This window comes from Fibrella aestuarina BUZ 2, from assembly GCF_000331105.1.
GTDB lineage: Bacteria > Bacteroidota > Bacteroidia > Cytophagales > Spirosomataceae > Fibrella > Fibrella aestuarina.
Window position 1 is genome coordinate 1408527 of sequence record NC_020054.1, and the last position, 18095, is coordinate 1426621.

Sequence of the window (18095 nt, forward strand, 5' to 3'; positions counted from 1 at the left end):
CATGCGCTATCCTCTATTCATCACACTATTGTTGCTGGCTATTCGGCCTATTGCTTTCGCTCAGGAACCTGCCGTTGGTCGATGGACGAACACCGGCGACGAAACGCGGATCACCCTACCGACGAGTGAGACTGGCCGGGTCGTCATTACAAAGGATAATCCGTGTGCGTCTGGCTACAACGAGCTCCTGCGCATGCAGGTGGCAACCTCGCCACGCGAATACATTGGCTTCCGGAATGGCACCACAGGCAGCATGCTGGTGCCGGTATTGCTGTCGTACACGGAAAACAACGCGGGCTCGGCCATGGTGCTGGCCAGCGTGACTAACCCGGTCAACGATCTCAACAGCAACTCGCCAATGATCCTATTCGACACGCGCACGCAGACCGACAATACGTTGAAAACAGGGGCCGGAGCCCTGCTAAGCCGCCCGTTGTTTTCGTGGCGGAACTACACCACTGTGCACATGCAGATGGCGGCCAACGGCAATTTAGGGTTAGGCACACAACGCCCGCAGGCGCAGTTGCACACCACCGGAACAGTGCGGTTTGGTGGTATACCTACTGGCTCGGGGGTGGCGTTTCTTATGACCGATGGCGAAGGCAACCTGATGCGCCATACGCTACCCAGCAGTACATCGATCTCCTCGTTCAGTTCGTCGGTGGGGAGTAACAACCTGCTCAAATACAACGGCGATGGTGTATTGGTCAACAGCCAACTGGTCGATAACGGGGTGGGCATCGGGCTGGGCGGTGTGCCATCGGCCAATGCAAAGCTGACTCTGTACGGGGCGATGAACCTCATGTCGGATGCCCGTTCCAAAACCAACGTAGTGCGGATGACGAATGCGCTGCAAAAAGTAAACGCGCTGAATGGCTATTACTACGACTGGAAAAATGGGTCGGGGGGCCGGGAGGTGGGCTTTCTGGCGCAGGAAGTCGAGCAGGTGTTGCCCGAAGTCGTATCGGAAAATGCGGACGGCGTCAAGTTCCTGAATTACGACGGCGTACTACCCCTGCTGACCGAGGCTATTAAAGAGCAACAGGCGCTTATCAAATCGCAGGGCGCTCTGATCGAGCAACTTCGCCGGGAAGTTGATGCCCTCAAGCGGAAGCGGTAATTTTGTGCGACAAAATTTGGTTTGTTCGTAAAGGCCGATTGGCCCCAGAACAGGCAAACCATCGTCTTCCGAACGCATGATTCAACCCATTCAGGTTGCACAGTTTACCATTTCCCCACAGCACCGGCCGTTTGTGATTGCCGAAATGTCGGGAAACCATAATCAGTCGCTCGACCGGGCCTTGGCGTTGGTCGATGCGGCGGCGGCGGCCGGGGCGCACGCGCTCAAGCTCCAAACCTACACGCCCGATACCATTACCTTCAACGGACAGTCTGACGAGTTTTTCATCCGCGACAATCAATCGCTGTGGGCCGATAAGAACCTCTACACGCTCTATAAAGAGGCCTACACCCCCTGGGAGTGGCACGGGCCTATCTTCGAGCGGGCCAAGCAGCATGGCATGGTGGCGTTCAGTTCGCCGTTTGATACCACCGCCGTCGATTTTCTGGAGTCGCTGAACGTCCCGCTCTACAAGATCGCGTCGTTTGAGAACACCGACCATATTCTGCTGAAGAAAGTGGCCCAGACGGGCAAGCCAATCATCATGAGTACGGGCGTGGCCACGGTGGCCGATCTGGCCGAATCGGTGAAGGTGCTACGCGATAACGGCTGCCGCGACCTGATTCTGCTGAAATGCACGAGCACGTACCCAGCCACGCCCGAAACGACCAACCTGCTCACGATTCCGCACATGAGCGCCCTTTTCGACGTACCTGTGGGCCTTTCCGACCATACGATGGGCATCGGGGCAGCCGTGGCGGCGACGGCGCTGGGCGCGGTGGTGGTTGAAAAACACTTCACCCTGCGCCGCGCTGATGGCGGCGTTGATTCGGCCTTTTCGCTGGAACCGGAGGAGCTGAAAAGTCTGGTCGTGGAGTCGGAGCGGGCGTTTCTGGCGATGGGTCAGGTGAGCTACACACCCACACCGAAGGAGCAAAAAAGCCTGCAATTCAAGCGGTCGTTGTATGTGGTGCGCGACATGGCGGTGGGCGAGGCCTTCACGGCCGAAAACGTGCGGAGCATCCGCCCGGCCAACGGCCTGCACACCCGCCACTACGACGAAGTACTGACCAAAACCGCCGCTCAACCCATCAAGGCGGGCACCGCCCTTACCTGGGAATTGACTAACTGATGGAACGCGGATGAAGCGGATTTTGGGGATGATTGCGGATTTTTGATTAGTCTGGAGCGGCCCGCATTGGCGAGAAAGCTGACACAACTCATCAAAAATCCGCGATCATCCCCAAAATCCGCTTCATCCGCGTTCCATACACCCAATGAGTTCCATCCAAAAACAAACCATTCAGGGAACGGCCTTTTCGTATGTTGGTATTGTCATCGGCTTTCTGACAACGGGCTTGCTGTTGCCTAACCTGTTGGGCAAAGATCAGAACGGGCTTATTCAGCTTCTGAGCAGCCTGGCGATCATCCTGACGCAGTTTGCTAACCTGGGCATCAACGGGGCGGGCGGGCGCTATTTCCCCTATTTCCGTAACTACGAGCGCGGGCATGGCGGCTTTCTGCTGTTGGCCGTGGGTACGTCGCTGCTGGGCTTTCTGGGCTGTGCTGTGGCGCTGTGGGTCTTCCGGCCCTGGGTTATCGCCGAAAATCAGGCCAAGTCGGCCTTGTTTGTGCAGCACTACTACCTGCTGCTGCCGCTCACATTTTTTACGCTCTTTTTCAACCTGTTCGACACCTATGCCCGCCTGCTTTACGACAGCGTGACGGGTACGTTCCTGAAAGACGTAGGGCAACGGGTGTTTTTCCTGTTGGCGGTGCTGGCGCACTGGTTTGGCTGGATCGACTTCTACACCATGCTGTGGGGCTGGCTCGGGTCGTACCTGATTCCGCTGGGACTGATGATCGCCAGTGTCGTGCGCAACGGCCATTTTACGCTCAACCCAACGTACCTGAACCTGCCGCCGGGGCTGGCCGTTTCGCTGTATCGCTACGCCGGCCTGACGCTCTTTGCGGGGTTGTCGTCGCAGGTGATCCTGCACATCGACAAGGCGCTGGTTAACAATTCGCTGGGGCTGAGTAGCACGGGCGTGTATGGCACGGCGGCCAACTTCGGATCGGTCATTGCTGCCCCGGCCATGATGCTCTATAAAGTGTCTGGTGTGGTGATTGCCGATGCTTGGAAAAACAACGATCTGGCCAAAATCCGGAGCGTGTACGCCAAAAGCTGCCTCAGCCAACTGTTGATCGGCTGTCTGGTGTTTGTGGGAATCGCGGCCAATCTGCCGAGTGTATTTCGTTTTCTACCCAAAGGCTACGAGGCCGGGTATTATGTCATTCTCTGGATCGGCCTGGGTAAGTTGTTCGACATGGCAACGGGCGTCAACGGGACCATCCTGAACACCTCCCGTTTTTACGTCTGGGATTCGCTCTTCAACCTGCTGATGGTGGTGCTAACCATTGTGCTGACGCCCATGCTCATCCGGCAATACGGGCTCAACGGCGCGGCGATTGGCGCGGCGCTCACGACGGGTCTGTTCAACCTGTCGCGGACCCTGTTTGTGTGGTATAAGTTTGGATTGCAGCCGTTTACCTGGCGCAATGCGGCCGTTATCGGTGTCGGTGGCCTGGTGTGGCTGATCGCTGCCTGGCCCGCCTACCCGACAGGTACGTTGGTAGCCGTCATCCTCGATGTGACCCTGCGATCGGTGGGCATTGTGGCGGCTTACGTGGGCCTTATCTTCGCGCTCCGAATCTACCCCGATCTGAACGGGATGCTGGCTCAGGGAGTGGCAAGGTTTCGTCGCTAATGACAGAAGTCGACTACTCACTGCCCGACAACTAATGATCTATTCATGCGCGTCGTTCATCTGAATACATACCATACCACGGGCGGCGCGGCCGTAGCGGCGGGGCGACTCAACCGGGCCCTGAACCGGTTTGGCGTCGATAGTACGCTGCTGGTGCAAGAAGCCACGTACCCAGACGCCAACGTCGACGCGCTGGCGACCAGTTTTCTGGCGCAGAAGATGGCCTTTGCCCGCTTTGGGGCCGAGCGGCTGGCGTTTCTGCCCTACGAGAAAGACAAATCGGTGCGGTTTCAATTCTCGCCGGCCGTGACGGGCGTCGACCTGACGTTCAACTCCGTGATCCGGCAGGCCGATGTGTTGCACCTGCACTGGGTCAACTTTGGGTTTTTCTCGGTCGAAGGGCTGGGTAGCCTGATGCGCCTGGACAAGCCCGTTGTCTGGACCATGCACGACATGTGGGCCTTCACGGGTGGCTGCCACCACAGCGGGACCTGCGAGAACTACCAGCGGTCGTGCGGCAATTGTGTCCCGTTCCTGCGTCGGCCCGGCCCCAACGACCTGAGCCACTCGGTTTGGCAGCGTAAGCAAAAGGCCTACGAAGCCGCTCACCTGGTGCCGGTCGGTTGCAGCGAATGGCTCGCCAACCGCGCCCGTAAAAGCGGGCTATTTCGGCCGTTTTCGGTATTGACTATTCCCAATCCAATCGATACGGAGCTTTTTCGGCCGATCGACAAGGCGGCGGCGCGGCAGGCACTGGGTTTGCCTACCAACCGGCGGCTGATTCTGTTTGCAGCGGCGAAAGTGAGCACCGTCGGGAAAGGGTTTCGGTATTTCGAACAAGCGTTGCACCAACTTCATGCTCAGCTTGAGAACCCCCGCGAGGTCGAACTGCTGATCTTCGGCGCGGGCGATAAGGGCCTGCTGCACGAGTTGCCGTTTCAATACCATTTCCTCGGCCCGCTGTCAGACATGCAGCAGATTAGTTACGCCTATAACGCCGCCGATATGTTCGTGATCCCGTCGCTGGCCGAGAACCTGCCCAACACGATTATGGAGGCTATGGCTTGTGGCACGCCCGCCGTGGGGTTTACGGTAGGCGGTATTCCCGAAATGATCCAGCACCGGGAGTCGGGTTATCTGGCGCAGTACAAATCGGCCGACGACCTGAGCGCGGGCATGCAGTGGCTGCTGGACCTACCACCCAACGACTACGCCGCCATCGCGCACGCCGCCCGGCAGCACGTGCTGGCGCATTATGATGAAGCCATTGTAGCCGAACAATACGCCAGCCTCTACGAATCGTTGGTGGGTGGCCGTGATTTACCGCTTCTGTAGGCATCGGTAAGCGGGCGCATTCATTCACCTGCTTACCGATGGTGCCAATCGCTTTATTCGTCGACCATGATTTCCATCATCACCATCACCTACAACGCCGGGCCGTTTCTGGAGCGTACCATCAAAAGTATCGCGGGGCAGGAGGGGTGCGTGCTGGGCGTCGATTACGAATACATCCTGGTTGATGGGGCGTCGCCGGACGATACACTCAATATCGTCCGGCGCTACGAAGGCCACCTTTCGCAGTGGATATCCGAGCCCGATCGGGGGCTTTATGACGCGATGAACAAAGGGCAGGCCCTGGCGACGGGGGAGTTTGTCTGGTTCATGAATGCGGGCGACGAACTCTACGACGAGCAGACGCTTCAGGCGCTGTTGACGTATATGCAGCGCAATCCGGCCTGTGACGTCTACTACAGCGATGCCCTGTTTGTTCGCGACGATGGCTCGCCGGTGGGGCTACGTAGCGAGGTAACGCCCCATCGGCTACCCACCGAACTGCGCTGGCAGGATATGGCACTGGGCATGAAGGTGAGCCATCAGGCATTTGTGGCCCGGCGGACCATCGCGCCAACGTACCCAATCGACAACCTCAGCGCCGATCTGGACTGGGAAATCCGCTGCCTGAAAGCGGCCCGCCGGGTTGGGTACGTGCCGTTTGCGTTGTGCCGTTACCTCGTGGGCGGATTGTCGGTGCAGAAGCATCGGCAGTCGCTCATCGACCGGTTCAAGGTGCTGACCTGGCATTTTGGCTTGCTGCCCACCCTCTGGAACCACGCCAAAATTGTGTGGCGGGCAGCCGTGAAATGAAGCCGAAGCCGTCAGGGTATTCATCCCATTTTTAGCCGGGTTCGTCCCATTTATTCATTCGGTCTGTGCGTGTTCGGTACACTTGCTACAGGAAACTGCTGTGCCGCAGCGTAACTGGAAACTAACTTCTTACCAGCCGAGTCATGATTGGGAGCTACATCAAAACCGCGACACGCAACTTGCTGCGCAACAAGCTGTTCTCGACCATCAACATTGTGGGCCTGTCCATCAGCATGTCCGTGGGATTATTGCTGATTGCGTTTGTGCTCGACCTGCGTTCGTACGACAGGTTTCACCAGAACGGCGAGCGGATTTACCGCGTCACCAGCGTGCTGTCGGCCAATAAGCAGCAAAGCCGGTCGGGCGATACGTATGCGTCTGCCTCCTTAAAGGCCGGCAAGCTGATCCGGGAGCGCGTGACGGGTATCGACCGGCATGCCGGTGCGGAGGTGACCATTATGCACGACTTTGCGCAGGATGCGAACGTGGGCGGCCAGACGCTTCCCATCAAAGGCTACTGGGCGGAATCGTCGCTGTTCAAGGTGTTCACCTTCCCGCTGCTGGAAGGCAATCCCGACCGGGCCCTGCGCGATCCGTACTCGATCGTGCTCACCCAGACGGCCGCCCGGAAGCTCTTTGGCGATGAACCTGCCCTTGGCAAGACGGTCAAGATCGACACTCTTGACTACCAGGTGACCGGCGTGATGAACGACGTGCCGTTTTTTTCGCACATCGATTTTGAAGCGCTGGTCTCGCTATCGACGTTCGAGCAACTAAACCGGAACGACCCGACGTTCGACAGCTGGACTAACATTGGGTTGACGTACGTGTATGCCCTGCTGCCGGAAAACGCTAACCTCATGGCTATTCAGGCGCAGCTCGATGCCATAGCCAGGGAGGAAAACCGCGCCGACAAAAGCGCGTTGATTCACCTCGAACTGCTTCCCCTGTATGACATCGTGGTGGGTAATGAACTCCGGGATATGCGGGGGGCGGTGCGCCGTCATATGCCGCCGGCCATGCTCTGGCTGTTGAGTGGGCTGGCGCTCGTCGTGATCCTGTCGGCCTGTTTCAACTACACCAACCTCTCCATAGCCCGGGCCATGCGGCGCTTTAAAGAAATAGGCCTCCGCAAAGCGATTGGAGCCGGGCGGGGGCAGATCGGGCAGCAGTTTCTGGCCGAGGCAATCCTGGTCTCGCTCGTAGCCCTGCTACTTTCGTTCGTCATCTTTCTCCTAATGCGGCCGCAGCTGATCAACCTGGCCCCGGAGATGCAGCGCACGGTGAAGCTCGAACTCACCCTGACGATGGTCATTGCCTTCATCGTCTTTTCGGTGACGGTCGGTATTATGGCCGGGTTCGTACCCGCCCTGTTCCTGTCAAACATAGGCGCCGTTCAGGCGTTCCGGAATAGCTCGTTGGCCAACGGATCCAAACGCCTAACTCTCCGGCGCGCGCTGGTGGTGGTTCAATACACGGTCACCCTGATCTTCATCACCGCCACAGCCATCGGCTATGTGCAGTACAAAAATATATTGGCGTTTGATCTGGGGTTCAATACGGCAAACGTGCTGAATATCAATATGCAGGGTAACCCGCCGGAGGCGTTGCTCAAGGAACTGAGCGAGGTGCCGGAAGTGACCGCACTGTCCCGGTCGCTGATCATCACCAGCGTTGGCAATGCCTGGGGCGGATATATGACCTACGACGATTCGCGCGACTCGGCCCTGGTGCTGACCAATAACGTCGACGAAAACTACCTGGCGTTGCATGACTACAAACTCATTGCCGGTAGCAATTTCAAAGCGCGACCCACCACAGCTGCTGCGGCTACTGAAGTGATCGTGAACCAGCAGGTGCTGAAACGATTCCACATTGGTGGCAACGACCCCGAGAAGGCCATCGGGAAATCGGTTACGTTCCGAAATAGGCAGGGCGCCCGCAGGATGACTATTATTGGTGTCATGAAGGATTTTCACTACGGCAAGGTCGATAACCTCATCGAGCCGGTCGCCTTCATGTTCTGGACGCCCGGCGACAGGGCCATCCTCAATGTCAAGCTGCAAAGCACCGACATGCTGGCAACTATGGCCAAGATCGAGTCGATCTGGAAGACGATCGATCGGGTTCATCCGTTCCAGGCGAAATTCTATGATCAGGAGATTGAGGAGGCCTACAGCGACTTGTCGACCCTGATCAAGATTATCGGCTTTCTGTCGCTGCTTGCCATTTCGATTGCGTCGATGGGGTTGTTCGGCATGGTCGTTTTCACCACCGAAACCCGATTACGGGAAGTCAGTATCCGCAAGGTGATGGGGGCCAGCACGGCCAGCGTAGTGTACCTGCTAAGTCGGAATTTCCTGGTGCTGCTATCGCTGTCGGCGCTTGTGGCGCTACCCGTAACGTACCTGTTCTTCGAACGAATCGTGCTCACCCGCTTCCCGTATCATACGCCGGTGCGGCTCGCCGAATTGGTGGTGGGTCTGGCGGCGGTGGTGCTGATCGCCTGTGTCCTGATTGGCTCGCAGACGGTGAAGGCCGCCCGGAGCAACCCGGCCGAAATTCTGAAAGGCGACTAGTCGCGTTGCCTATGTGGGGTTACCCCGTGATGCGAATACGGGCACCGCTGCTGTATTTCAACGTACCCAGCACCCGAGCCGCCTTCACCGATACGTTCTGACTGACCGTCACGACGTGGCCGGGATTCACGCAGATGCGCTCGCTCGCCACCGGCACGCGCCCCATCGACCAGGTATTGGCGTCGTTCCAGGGGCCGGAGCTGATGGTCTGGCAGGTATCCGAAAAGAGCGACACGGTGGGGAAGTTGTGCAGGAGCAACGAATCCGATTTGGTCTGTGTCGTGCCAAACCAATCGACCAGCATGTCGCGGTAAAGCCGCCGGAAGTCGATCTGCATCTTCACGTCGAAGTTGTTGCCGTAGCTCGGAATCAGGTCCGACAGGTTTGGGTTCTGGCCGATGACTTGCCGCTTCATGGCGGTGCCAAACACAAACTGCGGCGCCGCCACGCCATGATCGGTACCAAACGAGGCGTTGGAGTTGGCCCGCCGCCCAAAGTCGGAAAACGTCATACCTACGACCCGGTCCTGCACGCCCTGCTGCCGGAGGTCTTCCTGAAAGAGCCAGAGCGCGTCCGACACCTTGCCGAGCAACTCAGCATGGGCGCCCTGAAGTGGGTTGCCGTTGTAAATCTGCGTCGAATGCGTATCGAAGCCGCCGATTGACACGAAGTAAATCTTGGTCTTCAACCCGCCGTGAATCAGCCGCGACACGATTTTGAGCTGATCGGCGAGGTAGTTCTGGTTGGGCTGTGGGTACGTCGAAAAGTTCTGCCCCGCCCCGAATGCGGCCTTGATCTCACCTGCATAGCCAACGGCCAGTGCCTGTTGCTGCCGGATAAACGCAACCAGGTCGCCCGCGTCGCCCGGCGGTACGTCGGCAGGGGGCGTATCTTGCCCGGCGCCCACCAACTGATAAAACGCGTCGGGGTCGTTGACCGCCACGCCCATCGACTGCTGCGGCCCCAACAGGGTGGTGCTGGTGAGGTAGCCAATTTGCAGCGCCAGCGGGTCTTCCATCTGCGTGTTGGGGTAGCCGGTGGGGTAACCCGGATACTGGTCGGCGAGGTAACGCCCGGCCCAGCCCGACGTCAGCTGCACGTTCGAGTCAGCGGCGCTCATGTAAATATCCGTCGAGCGAAAATGCGACTGATCGGGGTTGGGGTAGCCAACCGAATTGATGATCGACAGCCGCCCGTCGTTAAACAGATTCCGCATACCCGTCATGCTCGGATGCAGGCCCAGTTCCGGGTGGCCGCTCAGCGCCAGCAGGTTGTTTTGCGGAATGGCGATGTTGTGGCGCAGCGTATCGTAACGGCTATACTGGTCGATGGGAATGACTGTGTTCAGGCCGTCGTTGCCGCCGTTGAGGTACACAATCACGAGCACGCGATCGGTGTTGACCGCGTTGGTGTTCATCAGCGACTGCACCAGCGCCGACTGCCGGGTCATGGCTTTCAGTTCCAGCCCGTTGAGCATGACAGGCACCGTAAACGCCGACGCGGCGGCCAGAAATTTTCGTCGGTTCATAAGCTTCTCAGTCTGGCAAGTCGGTATAGATGGCGTACATAGTCTGGAAAGGAACGGTACCTATATTGGGTGCCAAAAACGCCCAGACGACCTTCCAGAGGTCGGGACTGCACCTGCACTGACTTGCCTGGCTCCGGTTAACAAACATGGTATTCGGCCAGGCGCAGGGCGTAGCGCATCAGGAGTTGCAGCCGCCAGGTGACGGTGTTGGCGTTGGCCGGATGCGTGGGGTTGCTGCGGTAGGCGTTCCATTCAAACAGCCACGACGTGCGCGGGAGGCTCTGCATCATCATCGTGTCTATCAGAAAATCTTTGCGGGTCTGGGGTAACTCAAACACAAACAGATCGGCCGTAAAGGCCGCCAGCACCTGCTCGCAGGTAATGGGCGGCGTGCCGGTTGGGTTGGTGGTCGCGTTGTAGACGTTGCTGAAATCGGGTTGCAGCGACCGCGCCCACGCCAGTACATCGATGCCCAGGTTGTAACCCGGTTTGATTTCATACCAGCGCCAGAGGAGCGCGTCGGTAAACTCGTTGCGCTGGGCTACCGTGTTGGTATTGATCCAGTTTTTGGAGAACCCCGTCTGGTAAAACGGCTCGTAGCCAAACACCGTCGGCTGGTCGAGGGGATCCATCTGGAGCTGCTCCATCCGCCACTGCACAAACTCCATCAGCCGCCGAAATGCCACGTAGTCGGTGGCGATAACGGGTACCGGATGGTCGAAAAAACGCAATGAGCCCACCAGCAGATCGGCCGGGGATTTGACGATCGCCCCCCGGTTGCTGGCGTCGAAAAAGAGTTGGCTCGTCAGCAGTTTCACCACCACCGGCTGAATGGCCCAGTTGTTGGCCGCCGACGCGAAAAACGTGGCCAGGGGCGCAATTACGGTGTCTTCGATCGTCTGCGTGACGTGCGGGTTGACATAGAAGCGGTAGAGCTTCCGGCAGATGAATTTGGCCGTCTGTGGGTGGTTGAGCAGCATCGTCACCAGGTCGTTCAGTTCGGCATCGCCTGCGGTGGCTCCCGTTCGGCCCGTAATCACGGTGTTGTTGTGTTTGGCCGAAAAGGTTTTGTTGGTGCTGTCGTGGTCGGCGGGAGTAAATACCGTCGTGAAGGAGGTTGAGTCCTGGACCCAGAAATTAGTGTAACTCCAGCCGGTCAGCACGCGGGCGGCGGCTTTTACGTCGTCTTCGGTGTAGTTTTTAGCCCCGGCAAAATCGACCGCGCCGCAGGTAAACAACTCCTGTAGCTCGCGGGCGTAGTTTTCGTTGGGGCTGCTGGCTTTGTTTTCGTTGCCATTGAGGTAGCGCAGCATGGCCGGGTCTTTAGTCACGGCGATGAGCAGGCTCCGGAAATTACCCAGCGCGTTCCCCCGCAGCAGCCGGATGTAACGGTCGACGAAGCGGTAATCATCCACCGTGGCGCGGGTCGTGACGAAGTGGTTTTGCCAGAACATCGTCAGCTTGTCGATCAGGTTGGGCGCGTTGGTTTGCTGCGTCATCAGCCCCAGCCACCAGTATTTGATGAAATAGCCAAACTGGAAATTACGCCCCCCGTTGAACGGCCCGTTCAGGTATGGCTGCCCGGCCCCCGGAAAATTCTCGTCCATCTCGACGGGTGGCGGCGGGTTGTAATTGATGTTGCTGATGAGCGTTTGGACCGCCTGCGAAGCCGTCTGCCCAACCAGGGACGTGATCTCCGCTTTGGTGGGGCCAAACGTCGCCCGGCGCAATAGATGAGCCGCCGTCTCCCGGGTAAGCGGGACGGTGTAAGGGTCTAAAAGAGGCATTACGGTTGGGCAAAGCGCCGCCCGGTTAACGTGTCGTATCAGGCTGTATACCAAATATAGCAGCAAATAGCACGCCATTACTGGGCTAAGTTGGCCATTTGTCCAAAAGCGGTATCTTGCTGAGCAACAAGTAACAGTCTTACTACCAATGGCTACCGCTAATGGACTGACCCGGTTGATTTTACTGAGTTGGCTACTGCTCGGTGCCTTTTTCGCCCGGGCACAGGTCGTGCTTACGCCGCCTAGCCTGACCAACGGGCAAGGAGCCGTATCTGCCTTCAATCGCCTGAAAGCCGGGGCGTACCGCTACAAGACGGGTGGCGTTCTGCTAACGGTCAGCTTCAGATTGACCGAAACCGGCGAACTGGATACTGTGCGCGTCATTGCCGACGACGATGCGGAATTGCCCGTTGCTTATTTAGCCAGCATCGCGCAATCGCTACGTTCCCTAAACGGGCAATGGATACCCCAACGCCGCCATGGCGTCGCCGAAAAAAGCTACTGGCTGGTGGCTCGCTACTACCTGTTAAAGGAAGGGGCCATTTCACCGGCTATGAAGGCTACATCGTCGGCCTATCGGGTGCGGTATAACCAGGAACTAGCGGCATTCGACCAGAAACGACCCGGCCAGCCATCGGCTCAGACGGATGGCTGCTTGCTGGCTGGCGAAACATGGCTGTTTGCTCCTTATGCCTTCGCCTGGGTTAACTGCTCGATGGTCAATTGATCCCGCTAGCTATAGAGCACGCTTCGCTCCACCTGGGCGGGCAGTGGGCCTTTACGGGTGAGTTTGAGTGCGGCCAGTCTGGCACCCGCCTGGGCGCAGGCCGCCGGTACGTTGCCGTCGAGCCAGGCCGTCAGAAAGCCCGCCCAATAAGCGTCGCCCGCACCCGTCGCGTCGACGACCGTAAGTGGTTGGCCCGGCACCCGCACCACCGTAGCGCCGTGGTCCGACGAAATCAGGCTCCCGTCGGCACCCAGCGTGAGGCAGACGAGCCGGGCCCCCATTCGGTGAAAATCGGCCAGAATCTGCTCGTGAGTCGTCTCGCCAGGTACGTTGCCGTAGAGGCGGGCGGCATCATCTTCGCTCAGTTTCACCAGGGCACCCGTGCTGCAATAATCGGTTAGAATTTGCCAGGCCTGCTGACGGTCGGGCCAGATGCTGGGCGCGTAGTTGGCGTCGATACTGACTTGCACACCCAGCGCAGCGGCGCGCCGGGCCGCATCAACGATGGTCGACTGAGCCGGTTCGCGGCTGAGGGCAAAGCAGGTGGTATGGAACAGCGCCGCCTGGGCCAGCAGGCTATCGGGCAGGTGCTCGGGACGGATGAGCCGGTCGGCGGTTCGGTAGGCGATGAAGTCGGGCGTGGCGCGGGTGCGCGACACCACCACGATGCTCGTCGGCTCATCGGCGTCGGTGGCGATGTGGCTCACGTCGATACCCGTCTTGGCGACTTCCTGCACCAGAAACCGGCCTAGATTATCGTCGCCTACCGTGGCAATCAGCACCGATGCGTTACCGAGCCGGGCCATGTTGGCGGCCATGTTGGCGGGTGATCCGCCCTGAAAGCGGGTGAAATCAGCCGCGTCGAGCAGGCTTTCGGTAAAGGTTTGGCCTAGGAAATCGGCCAGTAGTTCACCAACGGACAGAACAAGGCGTTGCGACGGCATACAAGCGTGCGGTAAAGGGGTAGGTGGGATGGGTAAGCGATACTTAGTTGATCCGCCGTTTAACGACCTGTTTCAGCCAGCTGGACATGCCGAACTGATCCGGCTCCGCGTCGATCTGGTCGGGTTGCAGGTCCAGATAGGCCGTCAGGGTGGCCATCTGGTGGCGTAACTGCTCGTTGGTGACTTCCAGCTCAGCGACCCGATTGAGCACATCGTCGTACCGATCGTTGAGGGTGGCCTGCGAAATCAGCAACTCGGCGATTCGGTCTTCCAGCCTGTTTATTCGTTCTTCGAGTGACATAGGTTTGTGTGTCTATAGGAACGGCAAGTTAGTCAATGCGTTTATACATCACCACCTTTGGCCAATCCGAGCGAATCCGGAGCGCCCACCATTCCCGACCTTTGCCCTATGACGATTGACCACCTGGCTATTTGGGTTCGCGATCTGGAAGCGATGCGTGCCTTCTACGAAACGTATTTTGCCGCTACCGCCAACGAAAAATACGTAAACCCCCGAACCGACTTTTCTTCTTATTTTCTGTCGTTCCCTGACGGAGGTGCCCGCCTCGAACTGATGCGGAAACCGGGTATTCCTGACTCGCTGAATGATGCCCACGCCCAGTTTTCGGGCCTGATCCATTTCGCCGTATCCGTAGGCAGCGAGGCGGCCGTTGATGCCCTGACCGAGCGACTCCGAACCGATGGCTTTCCCATCGTTGGCGAACCCCGACGTACCGGCGACGGCTACTACGAAAGTGTCGTGCTCGACCCGGAGCAGAACCGAATTGAAATAACCGCTTAGAGTTTAGAGTTCGAGGTTTAGCGTGTAAAGTTGGCTGACGCATCCTAGTCTGGCGTCAGCCAACTTTACACGCTAAACGGTCTTCTCCACCCGGAAGAAGCGGACGTCGGCGGGTACGTTGGCCAGAAACTGCTGGGTACGTTCGGGGCGGGCGTCGGTGATGAATAGCTGGCCGAAAGTGCCGTCGCTGATGCGCTCGATGAGTTTAGCGATGCGGCCGTCGTCAAGTTTGTCGAAAATGTCGTCGAGGAGCAAAATGGGGCGCGTTTGTTTGTCGGCCAGCAGCAGGTCGAACTGGGCGAGTTTGAGAGCGATCACGAAGGTTTTCTGCTGCCCCTGCGACCCGAACCGTTTGAGGGCCACGCCGTCGATCAGAAACTCGAAATCGTCGCGGTGAACGCCCATCGTGGTGCGCTGCATAGCTACGTCGCGGCTGCGGTTCTGCACAAACAGATCCTCGAACCCCAGCTTGTTCAGGTCGGAATCATACACAATGTCGACGGCTTCGCGGCCTTCGCTCAGGTACGTGTAGTGCGCCTGTACGCTGGGCAGAAAATCCGCCACAAACCGCTTCCGCCGGTCGAAGATGCGCTGCCCGATGTACAGCAGGGGCTGGTCGTAGGTGTCGAGCAGGTCGTGATCTACCTGGCGGCGTTCGGCGAAGAGTTTGAGCAGGCTGTTGCGCTGTTTCAGCACATACTGGTACTGGAGGTAATCCTGAAGGTAGTCGATGTCGAGTTGCGAGAGCACGCCGTCGACAAACTGACGGCGGTCTTCGCTGTGTTCGCGCACCAGATCGGTGTCGTTTGGGGCCATCAGCACCACCGGGAAGCGGCCAATGTGCTCGCTGATCTTTTCGTAGGGTTTCTTATCGGCCAGAATCACCTTGCGCTGCCCCTTTTGCAGGCTGATGGTGATTTGCGTAGGCCGGTCGTGTTTGACGAAGATACCGTCGAGGATGAAAAAATCTTCGTCGTGCGTCACGCTCAGGGCGTCGATGGTCTGGAACGCGCTTTTCGACAGGGCCAGGAAGTAGATGGCGTCGAGGAGGTTGGTCTTGCCGCTGCCGTTTGGCCCCACGATCACATTCACCTGATGACTAAACGTAAAGAGGGCGTCTTCGTAATTCTTGAAGTTCGTCAGGCTCAGTTTTTCGAGGTACATACGTGGGCTTGCAGCGGACATAAGGGCTATAACGCAGCGATAGGCGGAGAAGCGCGGGGTTACGCAGAGAAGGGCTAAGCAGGAAATCTCTGCGTGACTCCGTGCTTCTCCGCCTATCGCTGCGTTATAGCTTTCGTTTCTCCTTTTCTCCCTTACTCCTTTATCGTTACTTTTGCAGGCAATTTGCCTTATAGCAGCAACAAAGATACATCGCCTTTGTTCTCCCCTCGGTGGGTGGCCGTCATAGGGCAATTACCTCTCTACTTACAGTATACACAATGGCAACTGTCAAAGACAAAGCGTCTGCTACCAAAAGTAACGGCAAGGCACCGGCCAAAACGCAGCACCCCAAAGAGCGTTACCTCTATTGGTATGAGTCGATGCAGCTTCAGCGGAAGTTTGAAGAAAAAGCAGGACAACTCTACGGACAGCAGAAGATTAAAGGCTTTTGCCACCTGTACATTGGGCAGGAAGCCTGTTCGTCGGGGTCTTACTCGGCCCTGACCAAAGACGATAAGTGGATCACCGCCTACCGCGACCACGGCATTCCGCTCGCGCTGGGCAGCAGCCCCAACGCCGTGATGGCCGAACTGTTTGCCAAGCAAACGGGCTCGTCGAAAGGTAAAGGTGGGTCGATGCACATCTTCGACAAAGACGTGAATTTTGTGGGTGGCCACGGCATCGTGGGCGCGCAGATTCCGATGGGGGCGGGTATCGCCTTCGCCGAGAAATACAACAAAACGGGCAACCTCTGCATCTGTTTCTTCGGCGATGGCGCCGTGCGGCAGGGTGCCTTGCACGAGGCGTTCAATATGGCGATGCTGTGGAAACTGCCCGTGATTTTCGTGGTTGAAAACAACGGCTACGCCATGGGTACGTCGGTAGCCCGCACCTCGAACGTGACGGAGCTCTATACCATCGGCGAAAGCTACGACATGCCGTCGGAGCCGGTCGATGCCATGAGCGTGGAAGCTGTGCACGAGGCCGTGAGCCGCGCCGCTGAGCGCGCCCGCGCCGGTGAAGGCCCAACCTTCTTGGAGTTCCGCACGTATCGCTACCGGGGCCATTCGATGTCTGACCCGCAGAAATACCGCAGCAAAGACGAGGTTGAGCAGTACAAACAGCGCGACCCGATCGAAAACGTGAAGGCGACGATTCTGAAGGAAGGCTTCGCCACGGAAGAAGAAATCGCGGCGATCGACGCTAGCATCAAAGCGCGGGTAGACGAGTCGGTGAAGTTTGCCGAAGAGTCACCCTACCCGCCGGCCGAAGAAGCGTTCAAAGACGTCTACATGCAGGCCGATTACCCATTCCTGACGGAATAGGAATTTTGAAGTCAACATAAAAAGTCCAATGGACATGGAGTTGTATCAACTGACAACCCCTTGACCATTGGACTTTTTATGTTGAACGGGTTCTCAATCGCCCAACAAACCCATCTCGTCTTTCAGGTCGACGCCCGATAGTTTGCGGTTGCGCATTTCGGTGAGCAGGTAAAGTAGCTTTTGCGCCGCCAGTTCGTAGGGCATGCCGTCGGGGCGGATATTAGAGACGCAGTTGCGGGATTCGTCGGTGAGGCCGGGGCGCGGGGCGTACGTGAGGTAAGCGCCGAGGCTGTCGGGGGAGGTGAGGCCGGGGCGTTCGCCGAGCAGGATCAGCGTGGCGTTGGCTTTCAGCGCATAAGCGACTTCGTCGGCTACGGCTACCCGCCCCTGCTGCACCAGGCAGAGCGGCGTCAGTAGCCAGCCCAAGTCAACCAACGCCGGAACGAGTTGGATCAGTAAAGGCACCACGTGCGTGTTGACGGCCGTCGCCGACAGCCCATCGGCGACGACGATAGACAGGTCGGGCGGGGTGGTAGGGGTTGGTAGCGCTTGCAGCCGAAGCCACGAATCGGCGTCGAGGCGACGGCCTTGATCGGGTCGTTTCAGGTACGTTGGTCGGTCGGGTGCCTGACTTTGCAGCAGCAGCGGCCGGGGCAGCACGCGGTCGAGGTCTGTGAGGAGCCGCCCGGTTTCTAGCGTCGAATAGACGGCATCACGGGCGCGGGCGTGGTCGAGCTGGAAATCGAGTAGGGCGCGCGTTGGCAGGCTGTGCCCAACCCGACCCCGCGCGATGCGGGCAGCGGTGAACGGTTGTAGGAAATCCCAGGGGTCGGCCTCGGTGCTAGCATGCGCCATCAGGTTCAGCGTTTTGTCTTGCTCACTTCGTCCACCAATATATAGCGGATCGACGAACCATCGGCTGGTGGATTTGGCACGGGCTCGCGTCGCACCACAACGACGTATTCGTACCCTTCTTCATACGTAAAGCCGTCAATGGAGTTGTAGAAAAGCTGCCAGTTGGCCGCATTGTCTTCTTTTACCTGTAGGCATTTTCGGGGGAAGGGGCCGTTGCAATCGCGGGTAGTAGACGCTATCTGAAGCGAGGAAACAATGGGCCACACGCTGGGGGTTACGCTATCGGTGCGGCAGGAAAGCGCCAGCGTGAGGAGCAGACAGAGCGTGGTTAGAAAAGAAAGGCGTTTCATA

Annotated in this window: 16 protein-coding genes; 9 read left to right on the forward strand and 7 right to left on the reverse strand. The window is 58.3% G+C overall.

Annotated features, from left to right (window positions below; all coding sequences use genetic code 11):
- The first annotated feature begins 1 nt into the window (after nt 1).
- The 6 genes from FAES_RS05680 (at nt 2) to FAES_RS05705 (ending at nt 8612) form a co-directional block, all read left to right on the forward strand.
- Nucleotides 2-1120 (forward strand): tail fiber domain-containing protein, encoded by a 1119-nt coding sequence (locus FAES_RS05680; RefSeq protein ID WP_015330242.1) that lies wholly within the window; start codon nt 2-4, stop codon nt 1118-1120.
- A 76-nt stretch (nt 1121-1196) separates the two neighbouring features.
- On the forward strand, nt 1197-2252 hold the full coding sequence (gene pseI, locus FAES_RS05685) for a pseudaminic acid synthase (protein WP_015330243.1): 1056 nt from the start codon (nt 1197-1199) through the stop codon (nt 2250-2252).
- A 145-nt stretch (nt 2253-2397) separates the two neighbouring features.
- On the forward strand, nt 2398-3888 hold the full coding sequence (locus FAES_RS05690; RefSeq protein ID WP_015330244.1) for a lipopolysaccharide biosynthesis protein: 1491 nt from the start codon (nt 2398-2400) through the stop codon (nt 3886-3888).
- A 45-nt stretch (nt 3889-3933) separates the two neighbouring features.
- A complete protein-coding gene (locus FAES_RS05695; RefSeq protein WP_015330245.1) occupies nt 3934-5223 on the forward strand; it encodes a glycosyltransferase family 4 protein in 1290 nt (429 codons plus the stop codon).
- Nucleotides 5224-5289: 66 nt separating this feature from the next.
- Nucleotides 5290-6033 (forward strand): glycosyltransferase family 2 protein, encoded by a 744-nt coding sequence (locus FAES_RS05700; protein WP_015330246.1) that lies wholly within the window; start codon nt 5290-5292, stop codon nt 6031-6033.
- Nucleotides 6034-6176: 143 nt separating this feature from the next.
- Nucleotides 6177-8612, forward strand: a complete 2436-nt coding sequence (locus tag FAES_RS05705; RefSeq protein ID WP_015330247.1) for an ABC transporter permease — start codon at nt 6177-6179, stop codon at nt 8610-8612.
- A gap of 19 nt (nt 8613-8631) precedes the next feature.
- Here the strand turns inward: FAES_RS05705 and FAES_RS05710 are convergent, their stop codons facing one another.
- A complete protein-coding gene (locus tag FAES_RS05710; protein ID WP_015330248.1) occupies nt 8632-10140 on the reverse strand; it encodes a DUF1501 domain-containing protein in 1509 nt (502 codons plus the stop codon).
- A gap of 137 nt (nt 10141-10277) precedes the next feature.
- Nucleotides 10278-11927, reverse strand: a complete 1650-nt coding sequence (locus FAES_RS05715) for a DUF1800 domain-containing protein (RefSeq protein WP_041257582.1) — start codon at nt 11925-11927, stop codon at nt 10278-10280.
- A 148-nt stretch (nt 11928-12075) separates the two neighbouring features.
- On the opposite strand from FAES_RS05715, the gene FAES_RS05720 reads away from it, so the two are divergent.
- On the forward strand, nt 12076-12654 hold the full coding sequence (locus FAES_RS05720) for a hypothetical protein (protein WP_015330250.1): 579 nt from the start codon (nt 12076-12078) through the stop codon (nt 12652-12654).
- Between the two features lie 5 nt (nt 12655-12659).
- Here the strand turns inward: FAES_RS05720 and FAES_RS05725 are convergent, their stop codons facing one another.
- The gene (locus FAES_RS05725) at nt 12660-13598 is read right to left on the reverse strand and encodes a carbohydrate kinase family protein (protein ID WP_015330251.1); all 939 of its coding nucleotides are present in this window, start codon (nt 13596-13598) and stop codon (nt 12660-12662) included.
- 43 nt (nt 13599-13641) lie between these two features.
- Nucleotides 13642-13899: a hypothetical protein gene (locus FAES_RS05730; RefSeq protein WP_015330252.1), complete on the reverse strand. Its 258-nt coding sequence runs from the start codon at nt 13897-13899 to the stop codon at nt 13642-13644.
- A gap of 108 nt (nt 13900-14007) precedes the next feature.
- On the opposite strand from FAES_RS05730, the gene FAES_RS05735 reads away from it, so the two are divergent.
- Nucleotides 14008-14400 carry a VOC family protein gene (locus FAES_RS05735; protein ID WP_015330253.1) on the forward strand — a complete coding sequence of 131 codons (393 nt, stop codon included), beginning with the start codon at nt 14008-14010 and terminating at the stop codon, nt 14398-14400.
- 72 nt (nt 14401-14472) lie between these two features.
- Here FAES_RS05735 and recF read toward each other — a convergent pair whose 3' ends face one another.
- Nucleotides 14473-15564, reverse strand: a complete 1092-nt coding sequence (gene recF, locus FAES_RS05740; RefSeq protein ID WP_041257583.1) for a DNA replication/repair protein RecF — start codon at nt 15562-15564, stop codon at nt 14473-14475.
- 278 nt (nt 15565-15842) lie between these two features.
- On the opposite strand from recF, the gene pdhA reads away from it, so the two are divergent.
- Nucleotides 15843-16889, forward strand: coding sequence for a pyruvate dehydrogenase (acetyl-transferring) E1 component subunit alpha (pdhA, locus tag FAES_RS05745; protein WP_015330255.1), 1047 nt, complete (start codon nt 15843-15845; stop codon nt 16887-16889).
- 93 nt (nt 16890-16982) lie between these two features.
- On the opposite strand, the gene eutC is transcribed toward pdhA, so the two are convergent.
- Both eutC and FAES_RS05755 read right to left on the reverse strand, forming a co-directional pair.
- Entirely contained in the window at nt 16983-17744 is a 762-nt protein-coding gene (eutC, locus tag FAES_RS05750) for an ethanolamine ammonia-lyase subunit EutC (RefSeq protein ID WP_015330256.1), read from the reverse strand.
- Between the two features lie 5 nt (nt 17745-17749).
- The gene (locus tag FAES_RS05755; protein WP_015330257.1) at nt 17750-18094 is read right to left on the reverse strand and encodes a DUF4377 domain-containing protein; all 345 of its coding nucleotides are present in this window, start codon (nt 18092-18094) and stop codon (nt 17750-17752) included.
- Between the last annotated feature and the right edge of the window lies 1 nt (nt 18095).

Bases quoted from the DNA above. Each gene is read 5' to 3' on its own strand.
- FAES_RS05680 (WP_015330242.1), top strand. From the start codon at position 2: ATGCGCTATCCTCTATTCATCACACTATTGTTGCTGGCTATTCGGCCT.
- pseI (WP_015330243.1), top strand. From the start codon at position 1,197: ATGATTCAACCCATTCAGGTTGCACAGTTTACCATTTCCCCACAGCAC.
- FAES_RS05690 (WP_015330244.1), top strand. From the start codon at position 2,398: ATGAGTTCCATCCAAAAACAAACCATTCAGGGAACGGCCTTTTCGTAT.
- FAES_RS05695 (WP_015330245.1), top strand. From the start codon at position 3,934: ATGCGCGTCGTTCATCTGAATACATACCATACCACGGGCGGCGCGGCC.
- FAES_RS05700 (WP_015330246.1), top strand. From the start codon at position 5,290: ATGATTTCCATCATCACCATCACCTACAACGCCGGGCCGTTTCTGGAG.
- FAES_RS05705 (WP_015330247.1), top strand. From the start codon at position 6,177: ATGATTGGGAGCTACATCAAAACCGCGACACGCAACTTGCTGCGCAAC.
- FAES_RS05710 (WP_015330248.1), bottom strand. From the start codon at position 10,140: ATGAACCGACGAAAATTTCTGGCCGCCGCGTCGGCGTTTACGGTGCCT.
- FAES_RS05715 (WP_041257582.1), bottom strand. From the start codon at position 11,927: ATGCCTCTTTTAGACCCTTACACCGTCCCGCTTACCCGGGAGACGGCG.
- FAES_RS05720 (WP_015330250.1), top strand. From the start codon at position 12,076: ATGGCTACCGCTAATGGACTGACCCGGTTGATTTTACTGAGTTGGCTA.
- FAES_RS05725 (WP_015330251.1), bottom strand. From the start codon at position 13,598: ATGCCGTCGCAACGCCTTGTTCTGTCCGTTGGTGAACTACTGGCCGAT.
- FAES_RS05730 (WP_015330252.1), bottom strand. From the start codon at position 13,899: ATGTCACTCGAAGAACGAATAAACAGGCTGGAAGACCGAATCGCCGAG.
- FAES_RS05735 (WP_015330253.1), top strand. From the start codon at position 14,008: ATGACGATTGACCACCTGGCTATTTGGGTTCGCGATCTGGAAGCGATG.
- recF (WP_041257583.1), bottom strand. From the start codon at position 15,564: ATGTACCTCGAAAAACTGAGCCTGACGAACTTCAAGAATTACGAAGAC.
- pdhA (WP_015330255.1), top strand. From the start codon at position 15,843: ATGGCAACTGTCAAAGACAAAGCGTCTGCTACCAAAAGTAACGGCAAG.
- eutC (WP_015330256.1), bottom strand. From the start codon at position 17,744: ATGGCGCATGCTAGCACCGAGGCCGACCCCTGGGATTTCCTACAACCG.
- FAES_RS05755 (WP_015330257.1), bottom strand. From the start codon at position 18,094: ATGAAACGCCTTTCTTTTCTAACCACGCTCTGTCTGCTCCTCACGCTG.